17 protein-coding genes are annotated in these 17914 nt (G+C 62.9%); 9 read left to right on the forward strand and 8 right to left on the reverse strand.

Going from position 1 to position 17914, the window contains the following annotated elements; genetic code table 11:
* Positions 1 to 2: 2 nt before the first annotated feature.
* The 3 genes from AC2CQI_RS28595 to AC2CQI_RS28605 are packed head-to-tail and all read right to left on the reverse strand — an operon-like array spanning position 3 to position 3564.
* Positions 3 to 1271, reverse strand: coding sequence for a dihydrolipoamide acetyltransferase family protein (locus AC2CQI_RS28595; RefSeq protein WP_484578587.1), 1269 nt, complete (start codon positions 1269 to 1271; stop codon positions 3 to 5).
* Positions 1272 to 2330, reverse strand: a complete 1059-nt coding sequence (locus tag AC2CQI_RS28600) for an alpha-ketoacid dehydrogenase subunit beta (protein ID WP_484578588.1) — start codon at positions 2328 to 2330, stop codon at positions 1272 to 1274. It abuts the gene before it with no gap.
* A 1-nt stretch (position 2331) separates the two neighbouring features.
* Positions 2332 to 3564: a thiamine pyrophosphate-dependent enzyme gene (locus AC2CQI_RS28605; RefSeq protein WP_484578589.1), complete on the reverse strand. Its 1233-nt coding sequence runs from the start codon at positions 3562 to 3564 to the stop codon at positions 2332 to 2334.
* A 199-nt stretch (positions 3565 to 3763) separates the two neighbouring features.
* Here AC2CQI_RS28605 and bkdR point away from each other — a divergent pair, with 199 nt between their 5' ends.
* From bkdR to AC2CQI_RS28620, 3 genes are all read left to right on the forward strand, one after another.
* Positions 3764 to 4255 carry a Bkd operon transcriptional regulator BkdR gene (bkdR, locus tag AC2CQI_RS28610; RefSeq protein ID WP_075802692.1) on the forward strand — a complete coding sequence of 164 codons (492 nt, stop codon included), beginning with the start codon at positions 3764 to 3766 and terminating at the stop codon, positions 4253 to 4255.
* A 348-nt stretch (positions 4256 to 4603) separates the two neighbouring features.
* Positions 4604 to 5845 (forward strand): glutamine synthetase family protein, encoded by a 1242-nt coding sequence (locus AC2CQI_RS28615; RefSeq protein ID WP_484580679.1) that lies wholly within the window; start codon positions 4604 to 4606, stop codon positions 5843 to 5845.
* A 151-nt stretch (positions 5846 to 5996) separates the two neighbouring features.
* Positions 5997 to 7340 (forward strand): MFS transporter, encoded by a 1344-nt coding sequence (locus AC2CQI_RS28620; RefSeq protein ID WP_484578590.1) that lies wholly within the window; start codon positions 5997 to 5999, stop codon positions 7338 to 7340.
* 48 nt (positions 7341 to 7388) lie between these two features.
* Here AC2CQI_RS28620 and AC2CQI_RS28625 read toward each other — a convergent pair whose 3' ends face one another.
* The 4 genes from AC2CQI_RS28625 to flgA all read right to left on the reverse strand — a co-directional run bounded on the left by AC2CQI_RS28625 (position 7389) and on the right by flgA (position 9971).
* A complete protein-coding gene (locus tag AC2CQI_RS28625; RefSeq protein WP_075802688.1) occupies positions 7389 to 8132 on the reverse strand; it encodes a flagellar brake protein in 744 nt (247 codons plus the stop codon).
* 75 nt (positions 8133 to 8207) lie between these two features.
* Positions 8208 to 8675, reverse strand: a complete 468-nt coding sequence (locus AC2CQI_RS28630) for a flagella synthesis protein FlgN (RefSeq protein ID WP_075802687.1) — start codon at positions 8673 to 8675, stop codon at positions 8208 to 8210.
* A gap of 45 nt (positions 8676 to 8720) precedes the next feature.
* Entirely contained in the window at positions 8721 to 9038 is a 318-nt protein-coding gene (gene flgM / locus AC2CQI_RS28635; RefSeq protein ID WP_075802686.1) for a flagellar biosynthesis anti-sigma factor FlgM, read from the reverse strand.
* A gap of 180 nt (positions 9039 to 9218) precedes the next feature.
* On the reverse strand, positions 9219 to 9971 hold the full coding sequence (gene flgA, locus AC2CQI_RS28640; protein ID WP_075802685.1) for a flagellar basal body P-ring formation chaperone FlgA: 753 nt from the start codon (positions 9969 to 9971) through the stop codon (positions 9219 to 9221).
* Positions 9972 to 10039: 68 nt separating this feature from the next.
* Between flgA and AC2CQI_RS28645 the strand changes: the two genes are divergently transcribed.
* Complete coding sequence (locus AC2CQI_RS28645) at positions 10040 to 10972, forward strand: chemotaxis protein CheV (protein WP_075802684.1); 933 nt, start codon at positions 10040 to 10042, stop codon at positions 10970 to 10972.
* A 52-nt stretch (positions 10973 to 11024) separates the two neighbouring features.
* Positions 11025 to 11852 carry a protein-glutamate O-methyltransferase CheR gene (gene cheR / locus AC2CQI_RS28650; RefSeq protein ID WP_075802683.1) on the forward strand — a complete coding sequence of 276 codons (828 nt, stop codon included), beginning with the start codon at positions 11025 to 11027 and terminating at the stop codon, positions 11850 to 11852.
* Positions 11853 to 12036: 184 nt separating this feature from the next.
* On the opposite strand, the gene AC2CQI_RS28655 is transcribed toward cheR, so the two are convergent.
* On the reverse strand, positions 12037 to 14634 hold the full coding sequence (locus AC2CQI_RS28655) for an autotransporter family protein (protein ID WP_484580680.1): 2598 nt from the start codon (positions 14632 to 14634) through the stop codon (positions 12037 to 12039).
* A gap of 337 nt (positions 14635 to 14971) precedes the next feature.
* On the opposite strand from AC2CQI_RS28655, the gene flgB reads away from it, so the two are divergent.
* Genes flgB through flgE form a run of 4 tightly spaced genes read left to right on the forward strand, consistent with a single transcriptional unit; the run spans position 14972 to position 17914 of the window.
* On the forward strand, positions 14972 to 15382 hold the full coding sequence (gene flgB / locus AC2CQI_RS28660) for a flagellar basal body rod protein FlgB (protein WP_075802681.1): 411 nt from the start codon (positions 14972 to 14974) through the stop codon (positions 15380 to 15382).
* A gap of 3 nt (positions 15383 to 15385) precedes the next feature.
* Complete coding sequence (gene flgC, locus AC2CQI_RS28665) at positions 15386 to 15826, forward strand: flagellar basal body rod protein FlgC (protein ID WP_009402938.1); 441 nt, start codon at positions 15386 to 15388, stop codon at positions 15824 to 15826.
* A 15-nt stretch (positions 15827 to 15841) separates the two neighbouring features.
* Complete coding sequence (gene flgD / locus AC2CQI_RS28670) at positions 15842 to 16564, forward strand: flagellar hook assembly protein FlgD (RefSeq protein ID WP_075802680.1); 723 nt, start codon at positions 15842 to 15844, stop codon at positions 16562 to 16564.
* Between the two features lie 27 nt (positions 16565 to 16591).
* Positions 16592 to 17914 carry a flagellar hook protein FlgE gene (gene flgE, locus AC2CQI_RS28675; RefSeq protein WP_484578591.1) on the forward strand — a complete coding sequence of 441 codons (1323 nt, stop codon included), beginning with the start codon at positions 16592 to 16594 and terminating at the stop codon, positions 17912 to 17914.

Consider the following 17914-nt stretch of genomic DNA (forward strand, 5'->3'; position numbering starts at 1 on the left):
GCTCACTCCACGAACAGGCTGGCGGGTTGTTCGAGCAGGCCGCGCACGGCCTGGATGAATTGTGCGGCGTCCATGCCGTCGACCACCCGGTGATCGAAGGAGCTGGAGAGGTTCATCATCTTGCGGATGACGATCTGGCCGTTGATCACCATCGGCCGTTCGACCATGCGGTTGACTCCGACGATCGCCACTTCAGGGGTGTTGACCACCGGTGTGCTGACGATGCCGCCGAGGGCGCCGAGGCTGGTCAGGGTAATGGTCGAACCGCTGAGTTCCTCGCGGCTGGCCTTGTTGTTGCGCGCGCCATGGGCCAGGCGCGCGATCTCGCTGGCGTTGGCCCACAGGCTGGCGGCTTCGGCATGGCGTACCACCGGCACCATCAGGCCGTTGTCGCCCTGGGTTGCGATGCCCACGTGCACCGCGCCGTGGCGGGTGATGACCTGGGCTTCGTCGTCGTAGGTGGCGTTGATCTGCGGGAAGTCGCGCAGGGCCACGACCAGGGCGCGAACCAGGAACGGCAGGAGCGTGAGCTTGCCGCGGCTGTCGCCGAACTTGCCGTTGAGGTGCTGGCGCAGCTCTTCCAGGGCGGTGACGTCGATCTCTTCCACGTAGCTGAAGTGGGCGACGCGCCGCTTGGCGTCCTGCATGCGCTGGGCGATCTTGCGGCGCAGGCCGATCACCGGGATCTGTTCGCTGTCCTCGCGCTTGGCATAGCCGCTCGGCGCACCGTGGCTGCTGCGGGTCGGCTGGGTCAGGAAGGCGTCGAGGTCCTCATGGAGAATGCGCCCGGCCGGGCCGCTGCCGTGGACGTAACGCAGTTCGATCCCGGCATCCCAGGCGCGCTTGCGCACGGCGGGGGAGGCGAGGGGTTTTTCATTGGCGCCACGGGGTACGATCGGCGCGCTTTCGACAGGCGCGGCAGCGACTTGTGGTTTGGCCGCCGGTACTTCGACCGGTGCCGGTTTCGGGTCGGGTGCTGCTGCAACCACCGGGGCCGGTTTACTGGCACTTTCCTGATGGTTGCCAGCGCCTTCCACTTCGATACGGATCAGCTCGCTGCCCACCGCCATGACCTCGCCGGGCTGGCCGCCCAGGGCGAGCACCTTGCCGGACACCGGCGAAGGGATTTCCACCGTGGCCTTGTCGGTCATGACATCGGCCACCACCTGGTCCTCGGTAATGGTGTCGCCGACCTTGACGAACCATTCCACCAGTTCAACCTGCGCGATGCCTTCGCCAATGTCCGGCATCTTGATGACGTGCGTGCCCATTCAGACCTCCATGACCCGTTTCAATGCCGCACCGACCCGCGAAGGGCCAGGGAAGTACGCCCACTCCTGCGCATGCGGGTAGGGGGTGTCCCAGCCGGTGACGCGCTCGATGGGCGCTTCCAGGTGGTGGAAGCAATGTTCCTGGACCAGCGCCACCAGTTCGGCGCCAAAGCCGCAGGTGCGCGTGGCTTCATGCACGACCACGCAGCGGCCGGTCTTCTTCACCGATTCGACGATGGTCTCCAGGTCCAGCGGCCACAGGCTGCGCAGGTCGATGACCTCGGCGTCGACACCGGTTTCCTCGGCGGCAACCTGGGACACATAGACCGTGGTGCCATAGGTCAGCACCGTGACGTCGTTGCCCGGGCGGGTGATCGCCGCCTTGTCCAGCGGCACCGTGTAGTAGCCGTCCGGCACGGCGCTGGCCGGGTGTTTCGACCAGGGGGTTACCGGGCGGTCGTGGTGGCCGTCGAACGGGCCGTTATACAGGCGCTTGGGTTCGAGGAAGATCACCGGGTCGTCGTTCTCGATCGAGGCAATCAGCAGGCCCTTGGCGTCGTAGGGGTTGGACGGCATCACCGTGCGCAGGCCGCAGACCTGGGTGAACATCGCCTCCGGGCTTTGGCTGTGGGTCTGGCCGCCATAGATGCCGCCACCGCAGGGCATGCGCAGGGTCAGCGGGGCGACGAATTCGCCGGCCGAACGGTAGCGCAGGCGGGCCATCTCGGAAACGATCTGGTCGGAGGCCGGGTAGAAGTAGTCGGCGAACTGGATTTCCACCACCGGGCGCAGGCCGTAGGCGCCCATGCCCACGGCAGTGCCGACGATGCCGCTTTCCGAGATCGGCGCATCGAATACCCGGGATTTGCCGTACTTGTTCTGCAGGCCCTCGGTGCAGCGGAACACGCCGCCGAAGTAGCCGACGTCCTGGCCGTAGATGACCACGTTGTCGTCGCGCTCGAGCATGATGTCCATCGCCGAGCGCAGGGCCTGGATCATGGTCATGTTGGTGGTCGACATGGCGTTTTCCACTTGGATGGAGGTGTTGTGATCGTTCATGTCAGATCCCCAGTTCCTGGCGCTGCCGGCGCAGGTGCTCCGGCATCTCCTTGTAGACGTCCTCGAACATCGAGGCCGGGCTCGGCATCTGTCCGCCGGCGAGGGTGCCGTACTGCTCGGCGTCCTTCTGCGCGGCGATGATTTCCGCGTCCAGTTCGGCGCTGACCTGCTGGTGTTCTTCCTCGGACCAATGGCCGTTGGCGATCAGGTGCTGCTTCAGGCGCACGATCGGGTCGCCGAGGGGGAAGTGGATCCAGTCGTCGGCCGGGCGGTACTTGGATGGATCATCGGAGGTGGAGTGCGGGCCGGCACGGTAGGTAACCCACTCGATCAGGGTCGGGCCGAAGCCGCGGCGGGCGCGTTCGGCGGCCCAGCGCGAGGCGGCGTAGACCGCGACGAAGTCGTTGCCGTCGACCCGCAGCGAGGCGATGCCGCAGCCTACGCCACGCCCGGCGAAGGTGGTCGCTTCACCGCCGGCGATGGCCTGGAAGGTGGAGATCGCCCACTGGTTGTTGACCACGTTGAGGATCACCGGGGCGCGGTAAACGTGAGCGAAGGTCAGGGCGGTGTGGAAGTCGGATTCGGCGGTGGCGCCGTCGCCGATCCAGGCCGAGGCGATTTTGGTATCGCCCTTGATCGCCGAGGCCATGGCCCAGCCGACGGCCTGGACGAACTGGGTGGCGAGGTTGCCGCTGATGGTGAAGAAGCCGGCTTCGCGCACCGAGTACATGATCGGCAGCTGGCGGCCCTTGAGCGGATCGCGCTCGTTGGACAGCAACTGGCAGATCATCTCGGTGAGGGACACTTCCCGGGCCATCAGGATGCTCTGCTGGCGGTAGGTCGGGAAGCACATGTCGGTGCGGTTCAGAGCCAGGGCCTGGGCGCTACCGATGGCTTCCTCGCCCAGGCTCTGCATATAGAAGGACATCTTCTTCTGGCGCTGGGCGACCACCATGCGGCTGTCGAACTGGCGGGTCTTCATCATGGCCCGCATGCCCTGGCGCAGGATTTGCGGGTCAATGTCTTCGGCCCAGGGGCCCATGGCGTTGCCTTCGGCATCGAGAACGCGGATCAGGCTGTAGGCCAGGTCCGAGGTATCGGCAGGTTCGACGTCGATGGCGGGTTTACGCACCTGACCGGCGTCGTTCAGACGCAGGTAGGAGAAATCGGTCTGGCAGCCTGGCCGGCCGGTGGGCTCGGGCACATGCAAACGCAGGGGGGCGTACTCGTTCATGCTTTTTACGCTCGCTCTGTCTTGTGTTTTTGTTGAGCTTTGAAGCGGTAGCTACTGAGACCCGGCTTGTGACCAGGAAGTCAGTCTTGTCTTAATGATATTCCGGCCCCGGAAGAATATTTTTCTGATGTTGATTGCCTTTGTTCGGGCGCGCGGATAAATATTCTGCAAAAGAACAATAGGCAGGAAGATTTATCTCATGCGGAAACTGGATCGTACCGACATCGGCATTCTCAACAGCCTTCAGGAAAATGCGCGGATAACCAACGCCGAGCTGGCGCGCTCGGTGAACCTGTCGCCGACGCCCTGTTTCAACCGGGTCAAGGCCCTGGAGGAGTCGGGGGTGATTCGCCAGCAGGTGACCTTGCTGGCGCCGGAGGTGCTGGGGCTGGATGTCAACGTGTTCATCCATGTCAGCCTGGAGAAGCAGGTGGAGCAGTCGCTGCACCGCTTCGAGGAGGAAATCGCCGAGCGACCCGAGGTAATGGAGTGCTACCTGATGACCGGGGACCCGGACTATCTGCTGCGGGTGTTGCTGCCGAGCATCCAGGCGCTGGAGCGGTTTCTCGATTACCTGACCCGGCTGCCGGGGGTGGCGAATATCAGGTCGAGCTTTGCCTTGAAGCAGGTGAGGTACAAGACGGCGCTGCCGTTGCCGGCCAATGGCTTGACCCTGCACGAGCCTCGTTGATTTTTAGGGCCTCATCGCTGGCAAGCCAGCTCCCACAGGGATCGCGTCGGCCATCAATCCTGTGGTCAACACAAAACCCTGTGGGAGCTGGCTTGCCAGCGATGAGGCCCCTGAGAGCGATAAATCTCCAAGGGTGTAGAAAATCACGATCAATCACCACCATCTCCGCTTGATATTTTGAACAGCCCCTGAGTATGTTGTCCCTGTCGCCGTTTCCGGCATGCGAAAAACAACAAGGACAGAGTCATGACGACCAATGTTCAGCGTTCCCTGGAAGAGCGCCTGACGGGCATTGATGAAATCGAATGCGTCACGCCAGATCTCAACGGCGTGCCGCGCGGCAAGGTGATGACCGCCGAGGGCTTCCTCGAAGGCCGGCGCTTGCAACTGGCCCGCGGGGTGCTGCTGCAGTGCATCATGGGCGGTTACCCGCCGGCACGCTTCTACGGCGGCGACGACGGCGACCTGGCCCTGATCGCCGACCCCACGCAGATCCACCGCCTGCCCTGGAGCGCCGAACCCCGCGCCCTGGCCATCTGCGATGCCGATGAACTGGACGGCACAAGCTCCGGCCTGTCCACCCGCGGCCAGCTCAAGGCGGTGATCGCCCGCTACGCCGCCCGTGGCCTGGCGCCGGTGGTGGCGACCGAGCTGGAATTCTTCGTCTTCGCCGCCAATCCCGACCCGACTCAGCCATTCCAGCCGCCCCTGGGCCTGGACGGTCGCCGCGAAGAGGGTCACTCGGCCTTCAGCGTCAGTTCCAACAACGGCCTGCGCCCGTTCTTCCAGGAAGTCTACCGCTGCATGGCGGCGCTGGGCCTGCCCCGCGATACCTTCATGCACGAGATGGGCGTCAGCCAGTTCGAGATCAACCTGCTGCACGGCGATCCGCTGCTGCTGGCCGACCAGACCTTCCTGTTCAAGCACCTGCTCAAGGAAGTCGCGCTCAAGCACGGCCTGACCGTGGTGTGCATGGCCAAGCCGCTGGCGAAGACGCCGGGCAGCTCGATGCATATCCACCAGAGCGTGGTAGACATCGCCAGCGGTCAGAACGTCTTCAGCGCCCCCGACGGCCAGCCCACCGGCACCTTCTTCAACTTCATCGGTGGCCAGCAGGCGTGCATGGCGGATTTCACCGCGCTGTTCGCGCCCAACGTCAATTCCTACCAGCGCCTGTGCCATCCCTACGCATCGCCGAACAATGCCTGCTGGTCCGAGGACAACCGCGCCGCCGGCCTGCGCATCCCGGCCAGTTCGCCGGTGGCGCGACGGGTGGAAAACCGTCTGCCGGGCGCCGACGCCAACCCGTACCTGGCCATTGCCGCCAGCCTCGCTGCCGGCCTGTACGGAATCGAACAGGGCCTGCAACCCACCGCGGCGATCCAGGGCGAGTTCGAGGTGCCGGATCACCTGTCGCTGCCCTGCACCCTGCATGCGGCCATTGACCGGCTCAAGCGCAGCAACCTGGCCCGGGAACTGTTCGGCGACGAGTTCATCTCGGGCTACATCGCTACCAAGACCCAGGAGCTGACCAGCTTCTTCGATGAGATCACGCCCTGGGAGCGGCGCGTGCTGGCGGCCCAGGCCTGATCGGCAAACCGCGGAATAGAAGGCCGATTGCGCTGTTTCATGGCGTAATCGGCCTTTTGTTTTTTTCCTTCCGGCCGGCCGCGCGGCGGGAATAATCACTTATGCTTTCAGGCAGTTTTTCCACCAGCTCAAGAGGCCGTTCGGGACGCTGATGCGCACTATCTGGAAGTCTTTTCGCGCGCTGTACTTCGCCGCTTTGATGATGTTGATCGGCTCCGGCCTGTTGAGTACCTATCTGGCCCTGCGCCTGAGCGCCGACCAGGTCGACAGCCTGTGGGTCGGTGCCTTGATGGCCGCCAACTACTTCGGCCTGGCCCTGGGCGGCAAGATCGGCCACCGCCTGATTGCCCGGGTCGGGCATATCCGCGCCTACGCCACCTGCGCCGGGATCGTCGGGGCGGCGGTGCTCGGGCACGGCTTGGTGAGTTTCCTCCCGGCCTGGCTGTTCCTGCGGGTGATCGTCGGCCTCGGGATGATGTGCCAGTACATGGTCATCGAGAGCTGGCTCAACGAGCAGGCCGACGCCAAGCAGCGCGGGGCGGTGTTCAGCGGCTACATGATCGCGTCCTACCTGGGCCTGGTGCTCGGGCAGTTGATCCTGGTGGTGCATCCGCAGCTCGGCCCTGAACTGCTGATGCTGGTCGCCATGTGCTTCGCCCTGTGCCTGGTGCCGGTGGCCCTGACCCGGCGCATCCACCCGGCGCCGCTGCGTCCGGCGCCGATGGAGCCACGCTTCTTCATCAAGCGCGTGCCGCAGTCGCTGAGTACGGTGCTCGGTTCCGGGCTGATCGTCGGTTCGTTCTACGGCCTGGCGCCGCTGTACGCCTCGAAGCAGGGCCTGAGCACCGAGCAGGTGGGTATCTTCATGGGCGTGTGCATCTTCGCCGGCCTGCTGGTGCAATGGCCGCTGGGCTGGCTCTCCGACCGCTACGACCGCGCCGTGCTGATCCGCAGCGTGGCCATCGGCCTGGCGATCGCCTCGCTGCCCCTGGCGATCCTCCCCGGGGTGCCGATGCTGGTGCTGTTCGCGGCCGGCTTCCTGGTGTCGCTGTTGCAGTTCTGCCTGTACCCATTGGCGGTGGCCTTCTCCAACGACCACGTGGAAAGCGAGCGGCGGGTGTCACTGACGGCGATGCTGCTGGTCACCTACGGCGTGGGCGCGAGTATCGGGCCGCTGGCGGCAGGGGTGCTGATGAAGGTGTTCGGCGACCAGATGCTCTATGCCTTCTTCACCTTCTTCGCCCTGGTGCTGGTCTGGCGCATTCGTCCGGATGCGGTCACCGGGCTGCACCAGGTGGAAGATGCGCCACTGTCCCACGTCGCCATGCCGGCAGCCAGTTCGCCATTGGCGGCGGCCCTCGACCCACGGGTCGCCGAGCAGGTGGTGCAGGACCAGATGCAGGCGCCGGTGGCGGCCGAGGATACCGAGGCCGAGGACGAGGCGGTGAATAGCAGGGAAGGGGAGACGGTCGAGGCGCCGGCCAAGCCGCTCTGAAACGAAACGGGGACCGCATGCGGTCCCCGTTTTCTTTCCAGCGGTCTATCAATAATCGTCTTTGTCGAAGCGCCGCGCTTCACGCTGCAACTGATAGACGAAACTCTCGATCTTGCGCTGCATCTGCCCGGTCAGGTTGTGGAAGCGCACGCCGGCGAAGGTGGCGCCCAGGCGCTCCTCGAAGTGCAGGTGGCGCAGCTCGACCGACATCTGGCTCAGGCCCAGCGGGTTGCTGGCGGCGAACTTGTCGTAGACCTGGCCCAGTTGCAGCCGCTCTTCGATATCGCCCTCGAAGCGCAGCTTGCAGCCGGTGGCGGAGATATCCAGGAGCTTGCCGCGAATCCCGCCGGCACCCTTGAGCTTGTCGCCGTCGAGCACGACATCGACCAGTTGCGAGAGCTTGAGGGCGGCACGGAAGGCATTGCGACGCTGGTGGTAGGTGACTTCGGTGGGCAGGGTGCCACGGTAGCAGCGCACGTCACCGGAGGAGTCGACGGTCAGTGGCTGGTTGCATTCCCAGGCGATCCGCACGCCGTCATGGAAACCTTCGACGCGGAAGGGTTCGCCGTTTTCCAGGAAGCGCTCGCCGTCGCGAGGGATCATTTCATCCAGGGCCAGGACGTTGTTGTCACGGTCGACCTCGACCACGTAACTCTGGAAACGCTGACTGCGCTCATGGAAGGTAATGATCAGCGGATCATGGCTCTCTTGCAGCATCCGCAGGTTGGCGGCAATTTCCAGAGGTGTGGTGAACACCTTCGGAGGCTGCGGAGCTTCTACGTCATTGAACACGGTTGATGAATCTCCAGGCAAAAACGACACACGCAGCCGGCATTCTGCCAGCATGCGCTGTGGCTTGATAGAGGGTCACGCCTGGCTGAGTGCACGAGGCTTGGAGAGCGGCGAGGTCGAGCCGCGGCTGTCGTACAGCGAAGGCGCTTCGCCGCCGTTGAGGATCCGGATCTGGTTGGCCGTGGTGGCCTGCTGCAGGACGATGGATTCGCCGTTGCGTTCATTGACCGCCCTGCACTCGTTGAGCAGGTTGCCCAGTACGTCGAGTTGCTGGCGGATTTGCGGGCCAAGGTGCGACTGGCTGGCCAGGACCTCGACACCGGCGCGATCCGGGGTCAGGCCGAGGCTGGCGAGCAGCTCGCTGCGCCGACGCCCGTGCTGATCGAGCAGAACTACCAGCGATTGCTTGTAGGCCAGGATGTCTTCCAGCGCCGGCATGTCACGGCCGTGCAGGGCGACGTATTCGTCCCGCAGCAGCTGCAGCAGTTGCTCGGCCGGGCCGATATCTTCTTCGATCAGTTGCAGCAGGGTCGTGTCGTGCATGGCTGGCTCTTGGTCTAAGCGTCCTTGAAGTCAGCGCGCCGAGGGCTAGCGCTGGGCTTCGAAATTGAGCAGTTTGCTGGCCACGCGGTTGGCGTCGACCTGGTAGCTACCGTCGGCGATCGCCTGCTTCAACGCGGCCACGCGGTCGCTGTTGACGATGGGCTGGTCGCGCAGCTTGTCGCTGACCTGTTGCAACTGCTGGGCCTCATGGCTGAGGTGTACGGTCTCCCCGCTCTGGGTGGTGGCCGCCGCCGCTTCGGACTGGCCGCTGCGGTTGCTGGCCGCGCTTTCCTGGCTGGTGCCAGTGCGCAGGCCACCCGTCACGGACGGGGAGTTATTCAAACGACTGAAGTCGATGACCATGATCAGAAAACCTCTCGGAAATAGGACGCTTGCCCTTTTTTCGGCCATTCCGAAAAAAACTTTAGACACGAATTAGCAGACATTCGTGACAAGGTCGTCATTCCGTAATACGCATAGTCTAGAAAATGCGCTTCCTGATCGCCACCTTTCATCGTCGATCCGGTGGGCTGTGTCACAAGGTCACATGGAAACCTCCACTTCGCCAGGACCGGTTACCCTGGCCTTGACCACGCGTTTGGAATTCAGGTTGCGTACCCTGATCTGCTCGCTCATCCCGCCCTTGCTCAGTGCTTCACCGGGCATGCGCACGGCCAGCGAGCCGCTGCGGGCGATGATCACCACGTGATCGCCTTTGCGGATCACCTCCGCCTGTTCCAGATGAACGGGCGTTATGATCTGGTCGATGACCATCGGTCGGACGACTTTTTGTCCTACCGCCTGGTCAAGGCTGGCGAGAAAGCCCTGGTTGAGGAGGCCGACGTCACGCTCGCGCAGCGCCACGTCCTGTTCCTCGACCACGGCATCACGCTTGAGCGGCCGGCTGACCACCACCACGTCGCGGAACAGCTTGACCTGGGCCGGTACGAAGACCGTCCATGGCGAGCTGCCATCGCAGCGCACCCGCACGGTCACCCGGCCCAGTGGCTGGGCCGGGCTTTCCAGGCTGGCGCCGAGCTGCTCGCTGCACAGCGGCATGCGCAGGCGCGGGTCGAGGTTGTTGACCTGGATCTCGTAGCGGCCTTCGGTCTGGGTCTTTTGCAAATAGTCTTCGACGGAGAACTCAAGAAAGCCCTGGGTGACACCGATAAGCACTTCAGGCAAGGTGAATGTGTCAGCCAGAGTTCGAGCGCCGGGAGTCAACAGGCACAGCGCAGCAAGGAAGCCGGGCAGATGGCGGTGCAGGCGTCGGAAAAATGTCGTTTTCGTAATCATGAAAGTTGAAAAGCAAGGCGCGTGCCGATCGAGCGCGCTGCCCAAAAGCTTCGTTTGAGGAGTCTGGCATGGCTGGTGTAATGGATTCGGTGAACCAGCGCACGCAACTGGTAGGACAGAATCGTCTCGAACTGCTGTTGTTCCGCCTGCGCGGCGAACAGCTGTACGGGATCAACGTGTTCAAGGTACGGGAAGTGCTGCAATGCCCGAGCCTGACACTTCTGCCCAAGGCCAGTCGGGTCGTGCGCGGTGTCGCGAATATTCGTGGGGCGACCATCCCGATCCTGGATCTGGCGATGGCGACGGGTCTGCCTCCCCTGGAGAACCAGGACCCGAGCAAGAGTTTCGTCATCATTACCGAGTACAACACCAAGACCCAGGGTTTCCTGGTGCACTCGGTGGAACGCATCGTCAACATGAACTGGGAAGAGATCCATCCGCCGCCCAAGGGGACCGGACGCGATCACTACCTCACGGCAGTGACCCGGGTCGACAACAAGATGGTCGAGATCATCGACGTCGAGAAGATCCTCGCCGAGGTGGCGCCGGCGTCCGAGTCGGTGTCCACCGGCGTGGTCAATGCCGAGGTGCACAGCAAGGCGGTTTCGCTGCGGGTATTGACCGTGGATGACTCGTCGGTGGCGCGCAAGCAGGTGAGTCGCTGCCTGCAGACCGTCGGCGTCGAGGTGATCGCGCTCAATGACGGACGCCAGGCGCTGGACTACCTTAGGAATCTGGTCGATGAGGGCAAGCGTCCGGAAGAGGAGTTCCTGATGATGATCTCCGACATCGAGATGCCGGAGATGGACGGTTACACGCTGACCGCGGAGATCCGCAACGACCCGCGCATGCAAAACCTGCATATCATCCTGCATACTTCGCTGTCCGGGGTGTTCAACCAGGCCATGGTCAAGAAGGTCGGGGCCGACGACTTCCTGGCCAAGTTCAGGCCGGACGACCTGGCTCAGCGGGTGGTTGACCGGATCAATGCCACACACTAATGGCCGGGGGCGCAGGCCCCTGGCGTTGCACACGATTTAAGAGGCGGCAGCATTGTCTACGGGTAATTTGGATTTCGAACAGTTCCGGGTCTTCCTGGAAAAAGCCTGTGGCATCCTGCTGGGCGAAAATAAGCAGTACCTGGTTTCCAGCCGTCTCAACAAGCTGATGGAACAGCAGGGCATCAAGACGCTGACCGAACTGGTCCAGCGCATCCAGAGCCAGCCGCGCAGCGGTTTGCGCGAGCAGGTGGTGGACGCCATGACCACCAACGAAACCCTCTGGTTCCGCGATACCTATCCTTTCGAGGTGCTCAAGAGCAAGGTCTTGCCGGAGATGCTGCGCAACAGTCCGGGGCAGCGCCTGCGCATCTGGTCGGCCGCCTGTTCGTCCGGCCAGGAGCCCTATTCGATTTCCATGACCCTCGACGAGTACGAGCGGAGCAATATCGGCCAGTTGAAGATGGGGGCGCAGATCGTCGCCACCGATCTTTCCGGGGCGATGCTGGCCAACTGCAAGACCGGCGAGTACGACAGCCTGGCGATTGCCCGTGGCCTGTCGCAGGAGCGTCTGCAGCGCTACTTCGAGCCGAAGGGGCCGGGGCGCTGGGCGATCAAGGCGCCGATCCGCAGCCGTGTCGAGTTCCGTTCGTTCAACCTGCTGGACAGCTATGCGGCGCTCGGCAAGTTCGACATCGTGTTCTGTCGCAACGTGCTGATCTATTTCTCGGCGCAGGTCAAGAAGGACATCCTCACCCGCATCCATGCCACGCTGAAGCCGGGCGGGTATCTGTTCCTCGGGGCTTCCGAGGCGCTGAACGGGTTGCCTGATCTGTACCAGATGGTTCAGTGCAGTCCGGGGATCATCTACCAGGCCAAATGATTCCGGTGCCCTTGGGGGCCCTATCGCTGGCAAGCCAGCTCCCACAGGTTCGGCGGCGCACGCAATACCTGTGGGAGCTGGCTTGCCAGCGATGAGGCCCTCAAGAACACTGCAAGAGCCATAAAAAAGCCCCCGATCTCACGACCGGGGGCTTTTCATTTCACGCTAACCGATCAAACCGCAATCAGAAGTCGTACCGCACCTTGGCACTGAACACATCCGCATCGAAGCCCGATTTGCCGATGTAGTCATAGTTCACGCCCAGGGTCACCGCACCCAGCTTGTAGTCGGTACCGATACCGGCCTCATAGCTGTTGCGCACGGCCTTGGCGCCGCTGGTGACGAACGGGGTGTTGCCCAGCAGGAAGGTCGAGGTGCTGCTGGCCTGGTCCGCAGCGAAGTCGTGGTACGCCATCAGCTTGACCTGCGGTTCCAGTGTCCCGGCGCCGAGGTTGAAGCTGCCGGCCACGCGCACACCGGCGCCCAGTTCGATGGCTTCGTAGCGCTGGTCTTCGACTTTCAGTGCCGCAGACGAACCCTTCTCGCGGTAGCCGTCGATGTTCACCAGGCTGTAGCGCGCCGCCAGGCGTGGTTCCACCAGGACCTGCGGGTTGATCTTCCAGCTGTAGCCACCGACCAGGTTCAGGCCGAGCAGGTCACTGTCATAGCTGGCCTTGGCCTGGGTGCCGGCAATCTGGCGCTTGCTGTCGTTGTCGTTGACGCCGTAGGTCAGGCTGCCGTCGACGAAGTAGTTACCCAGCTCGTAGCCGCCGTACAGGGTGAAGGCGTGGCTGTCGACTTCGGTCTTGTTGCCGCTTTTGCCGTTCACGTCGGTGTTGATGAAGCTGTAGGCCAGGCCGAGGGTCAGTTGGTCGTTGAGCTTGCCATCGGCACCCACGGCGATACCGCGGCTGTAGGCGTTGTAGCCGGCCACGCCGTCACGCAGGTCCTGGGTGGCGTCGCTGTACAGGCTCTGGACCCAGATGCCGGCTTCCTTGAAGGCTTCGCCGGACGAGGCGCCGCGCAGGCTGCTGGTACGGCTGCCGGTCACGCTGCTGACCAGGTTCTGGCTGGTGGTGGCCGCCTGGGTGGCGCCGCCGTTGGTTTCCGGGGCCAGTTGCTCGGCAATGCGGGCCAGGTCGGCTTCGCTGGTGTTGAGTAGGGCCTGCAGGAACGGATCGTTCGGGTTCTGCTCGCGGATGCGGTTGATCACGCCGTCGTTGACCAGGCGGCCGATGGCTTTCTGGCTGTTGGCCGAGCCGCCGTTGCCGACCACGACTTCCTCGGCCTCTTCCTGGCCTTTGGCAGTCACGGTGGCGACCAGCGTGTTGTCTTCCAGCTTGTAGCTGTCGATGTTGAGCAGGGCCGACGAGCTCGTCAGGTTGAGCTTGCCGTTCGGGTCGACTTCCAGTTTGTCGTCCACGACAACCAATTCTCCAGCCTGGATCAGCTTGTACTGCACAGCGTTGGCGGAGAAATCGCTGCCCTGGGCGGCCAGCTGGATCTGCGAATCCTTGTTGAATTTAATGAAGTCGGAAACGCTGAGTACCGGCGTTTCAGGCTTGGTGGCACTGGAGAGATTGAGGACCAGGGTGGTGTCGTTCGCCACATAAACCCTGCCGTCGATACTGGTGTGTGGGCTGAGCAGGTTGAGTTGGGTGTGGCCGAAGGTCGGGTTACCGAGATCGACGGCGCTGTACTCGTTGTACAGGCGAATATTCGCGCCGTCGGCCTGGCTGTCGGTGCCGGTGAACTCCACATTGCCAGTGATGTAGAGGTCATGCAGGTTGATCAGGTTGCCGGTCACCTTGCTGCCGTCCAGCAAGCGTACATACACCCTGCTTTTGCTGTCGCTGGCGTCAATGGCTTCGTCCTCGGAAACCAGCGTGCCGCTGTTTACGATGCGCATGCCCGCGAACTCGCCTGGCTGTCCGTCCACATCAGTCGCAGTGATGTGAATAGCTGCGTCGGTGGCCTGAATGGTGCCAGTGTTGACGATATGGTTGGCGATGGTTTTGAAGCTGGCGCTCGTGATGCGGATACCGTTGGCATCCGCGCCGGTGGCGGTGATGGTGCCGTTGTTTTCGATGCCGAGCAGTTTGGTAGGGGCATAGTTGCTACCGTTGAAGCCACCGGCGACTTCCAGGCCGACCGCGTCTTCGCCGTGGGCTTGAATCTCGCCGTTGTTGATGACGTTTCCGACGATCTCGCCGCCGGTCAGGTAGATGCCCGTAGCGTCTTCGCCTTCCACGATGATCCTGCCGCTGGCAGCGTTGATCAGGTCGCCCTTGATACGGGTCGAGCCACTCATGTCGAGGCCGGTGGCGATATCGACCGAGTTGCCGTCCTGTAGCGGTTCGCCCTTGGCCGAGAGCAGGCCTTCGTTGATGACGCTGCCGCCGATGATCGCCGGGTCGATGCGCAGGGCGTTGGCGCCACCACCCACCGCGCTGATGCTGCCCTTGTTGATCAGGTTGCCGTCGATGCGGTTGTTGACCCAGGTCGTCGGAGTCTCGTAGACATCCATGTCCACGCTGCCGGCAAAGTTGCCGGTGCTATTGATCGTCGCGTTGAGGATCAGGTCCTTTTGCAGATGGCTGCCATTGAACTCGACAGGGTCGTCCTTGCTGGTGCCGGTGAAGCTCCCGGTGATCTCCAGCGCTTCGGCATAGGTCTGGTTTTCGCTCTTGAAGCCGGCATTGGTCAGTTGCACGGTCTGGGCCTGGGCGGGGAGGGCGGTGGCGGTGACCGCCAGGGCGAGCAGGGTCTTGCGGAAAAGCATGGAAGCCACGGTTCAGTCCTTAAACGTCGTAGATATCACGATGAGGTCCTTGCGCGGCACGAGGCAATTCGAGTAATGGCCAAGTGCCACGAAGCGAGCGGATGTTAACGGACTCAATGTCAAAATGGCATCTTTTTGGCGCCGGTTTTTCCTGCGCTCTGCCGCTTTTTTCTGCCGCCAGCGGCACCCAGCGGAAAGCCATTGCCGCTTTTCCGTCATTGCCGCCCCCGGCAAAAAAGCGCAAACCCCGGTTTTACTGGGGTTTTGCTTGTTGGCATGGGACTTGCTCTCCCATTGCCAACAGAATATCCGGTCAACCTCCGAAGGTTTCCCCGACATGAGCATCAGTTTCGACAAAGCGCTCGGTATCCACGAAAAGGCCCTGAGCTTCCGCGCCCAGCGCGCCGAGGTGCTGGCCAACAACATTGCCAACGCCGACACGCCGAACTTCAAGGCGCGGGACATGGACTTCTCCAAGGTGCTTGCCGCCGAAACCGAGAAGACCCAGAAGGGCGGCCATTTCGCCCTGGACCGCACCAATGCCCGGCATATCGACGCCGAGGGCGTGACCCTCAGCGACGAGTCGCTGCAATACCGCACGCCGATGCAGCCGTCGATCGACCAGAACACCGTGGATGCCCAGCTCGAGCAATCGAACTACGCGGAAAACGCCGTGGGTTTCCAGGCCAGCTTCACGCTGCTCAACAGTAAATTCAAAGGGCTGGTGTCGGCCCTGCGCGGAGAGTAATCCATGTCCCTCGCCAGTGTTTTCAACATCGCCGGTAGCGGCATGAGCGCCCAGACCACCCGTCTGAACACCGTCGCTTCGAACATCGCCAACGCCGAGACCGTCTCGTCGAGCATCGACCAGACCTACCGTGCCCGTCACCCGGTGTTCGCCACCACCTTCCAGCAGGCGCAGAACGGCAGCCAGTCGCTGTTCCAGGATCAGGACGCGGCGGGGCAGGGCGTGCAGGTACTCGGCGTGGTCGAGGACCAGAGCAACCTCGAAGCCCGCTATGAGCCGAATCACCCGGCGGCGAACAAGGACGGCTACGTCTACTACCCGAACGTCAACGTGGTCGAGGAAATGGCCGACATGATCTCGGCCAGCCGCTCGTTCCAGACCAACGCCGAGTTGATGAACACGGCCAAGACCATGATGCAGAAAGTCCTGACCCTGGGTCAGTGATAAGGGACCACGCCAATGGCTAGCGTCAACGATACGACAGCAGCGGTGAACCTCAACGACGTCATCAAGGCGTCCGGGGTCAAGAACGCCTCGCAATCCGGCGTCGCCTCCGCCACCAACAGTTCCACCGGTGGCCAGACCTTGGGCAAGGATGCGTTCCTGCAACTGCTGGTCACCCAGATGCAGCACCAGAACCCCCTGGATCCGCAGGACAACAGCGAATTCGTCGCCCAGCTGGCGCAGTTCAGCAGCCTGGAAGGCATTACCTCGCTGAACGAGTCGGTCACTGCGATTTCCAGCAACTACAAATCGTCCCAGGCCCTGCAGGCCTCGTCCCTGGTCGGTCGCTCGGTGATCGCGCAGAGCGAAAAGGCGGTGGTCGATACGTCGAAAAGCCTGAACGGCTCCGTGGTGGTGCCGCAGTCGGTGAGCAGCGTCACCGTAACCATCAAGGACAAGGACGGCAATGCCGTGCGTACCCTGCAACTGGGCGAGCAGAAAGCCGGCAACGCCGCCTTCGTCTGGGACGGCAAGAACGAGAAAGGCGAGGTCATGGAGCCGGGCACCTACTCGTTCAAGGCCACCACCACGGTCGATGGCAAGGAGGCGGAGATGTACACCCTGCTGCCGGCCACGGTCAGCAGCGTCACCATCAGTCAGACAGGGGGCGAGATGATGCTCAACCTCGCCGGTCTGGGCAGCGTCGCGCTGTCCAAAGTGCAAACCATCGGTATATAGAGCCGGCTAACGGCACAGGAGTGAAAGATGTCCTTCAATATCGGCCTTAGCGGTCTCTATGCAGCCAGCAAGCAGCTGGACGTTACCGGCAACAACATCGCCAACGTTGCCACCAACGGCTTCAAGTCTTCCCGTGCGGAATTCCAGGACGTGTACTCGGCGAGCAAGCTGGGCGTGGGCAGCAAGACCGTCGGCAACGGCGTGAGCCTGGCGGCGATTTCCCAGCAGTTCGGCCAGGGTGACGTGAACAACACCGGCAACGTGCTGGACATGGCGATCCAGGGTCAGGGCTTCTTCGTGCTCAGCGACAACGGCTCGCTCAGCTACACCCGCGCCGGTGCGTTCCAGACCAGCAAGGACAGCTATGTCGTGACCTCCGACGGCCTGCGCCTGCAGGGCTACGCCGCCGACGAAAACGGCAAGATCCTGACGTCCAGCCTGACCGACCTGAAGATCGACACTCTGTCGCAGCCGCCGAAGGCCACCAGCCTGGTCACCCAGGGGATCAACCTGAACTCCGAGGCGACCCCGATTCCGTTGGCCCCGACAGGTCCGACCTTCGTTCCGACCGACGAAACCACCTACACCAAGAAGTTCTCGACCGAGATCTACGATACCCAGGGCAACAAGCACACCCTGGAGCAGTACTATCGCAAGACCGACCAGAACACCTGGACCATGTACTCCCTGATCGACGGTCGCAATCCGCAGAACCCGGCCAGTGATGCGCCGCTGGTCGGCAGCATGACCTTCAAGTCCGACGGCAGCATCAACACCATGACTGGCTCGGTGGCGCCGGACGACAGTTTCTCCGTGGTCAACAACGTCTTTACCGTGAAGGGCTGGATTCCGGCGACCTACAACGCCACGACCGGCACCTGGGGTTCCAATGGATCCGCTGCCAATCCTGGCGGTGTGCGCCTGGACATGAGCTCGACCACGTCCTACAACACCGATACCGCCCGCCTGCCGCCAACCCAGGACGGTTATGCCACCGGCCTGCTGTCCAGTCTGAGCATCGACTCCAGTGGCGTGATGTTCGCCAGCTTCAGTAACCAGCAGTCCCGTGCCATTGGCCAGGTGGCGATCGCCAGCTTCGCCAACGAGCAGGGGCTGGAGCAGATGGGCGGGACGCGCTGGAAGGAAACCTTCTCTTCGGGGAGTGCGGGCATCGACACGCCGAAGACCGGCACCCTGGGCTCGATCTCCTCCAACTCCCTGGAAGAGTCGAACGTCAACCTGACCCAGGAACTGGTCGAGCTGGTCAAGGCGCAGTCCAACTACCAGGCCAACGCCAAGACCATCTCCACCCAGAGCTCCATCATGCAGACCATCATCCAGATGACCTGA

The sequence above is a fragment of the Pseudomonas sp. P2S-1 genome (assembly GCF_057197725.1).

What these genes read in the sequence shown, in the direction of transcription:
- AC2CQI_RS28595 (WP_484578587.1), bottom strand. Translation starts at nt 1,271, where the DNA reads ATGGGCACGCACGTCATCAAGATGCCGGACATTGGCGAAGGCATCGCG.
- AC2CQI_RS28600 (WP_484578588.1), bottom strand. Translation starts at nt 2,330, where the DNA reads ATGAACGATCACAACACCTCCATCCAAGTGGAAAACGCCATGTCGACC.
- AC2CQI_RS28605 (WP_484578589.1), bottom strand. Translation starts at nt 3,564, where the DNA reads ATGAACGAGTACGCCCCCCTGCGTTTGCATGTGCCCGAGCCCACCGGC.
- bkdR (WP_075802692.1), top strand. Translation starts at nt 3,764, where the DNA reads ATGCGGAAACTGGATCGTACCGACATCGGCATTCTCAACAGCCTTCAG.
- AC2CQI_RS28615 (WP_484580679.1), top strand. Translation starts at nt 4,604, where the DNA reads ATGACCGCCGAGGGCTTCCTCGAAGGCCGGCGCTTGCAACTGGCCCGC.
- AC2CQI_RS28620 (WP_484578590.1), top strand. Translation starts at nt 5,997, where the DNA reads ATGCGCACTATCTGGAAGTCTTTTCGCGCGCTGTACTTCGCCGCTTTG.
- AC2CQI_RS28630 (WP_075802687.1), bottom strand. Translation starts at nt 8,675, where the DNA reads ATGCACGACACGACCCTGCTGCAACTGATCGAAGAAGATATCGGCCCG.
- flgM (WP_075802686.1), bottom strand. Translation starts at nt 9,038, where the DNA reads ATGGTCATCGACTTCAGTCGTTTGAATAACTCCCCGTCCGTGACGGGT.
- flgA (WP_075802685.1), bottom strand. Translation starts at nt 9,971, where the DNA reads ATGATTACGAAAACGACATTTTTCCGACGCCTGCACCGCCATCTGCCC.
- AC2CQI_RS28645 (WP_075802684.1), top strand. Translation starts at nt 10,040, where the DNA reads ATGGCTGGTGTAATGGATTCGGTGAACCAGCGCACGCAACTGGTAGGA.
- AC2CQI_RS28655 (WP_484580680.1), bottom strand. Translation starts at nt 14,634, where the DNA reads ATGCTTTTCCGCAAGACCCTGCTCGCCCTGGCGGTCACCGCCACCGCC.
- flgB (WP_075802681.1), top strand. Translation starts at nt 14,972, where the DNA reads ATGAGCATCAGTTTCGACAAAGCGCTCGGTATCCACGAAAAGGCCCTG.
- flgC (WP_009402938.1), top strand. Translation starts at nt 15,386, where the DNA reads ATGTCCCTCGCCAGTGTTTTCAACATCGCCGGTAGCGGCATGAGCGCC.
- flgD (WP_075802680.1), top strand. Translation starts at nt 15,842, where the DNA reads ATGGCTAGCGTCAACGATACGACAGCAGCGGTGAACCTCAACGACGTC.
- flgE (WP_484578591.1), top strand. Translation starts at nt 16,592, where the DNA reads ATGTCCTTCAATATCGGCCTTAGCGGTCTCTATGCAGCCAGCAAGCAG.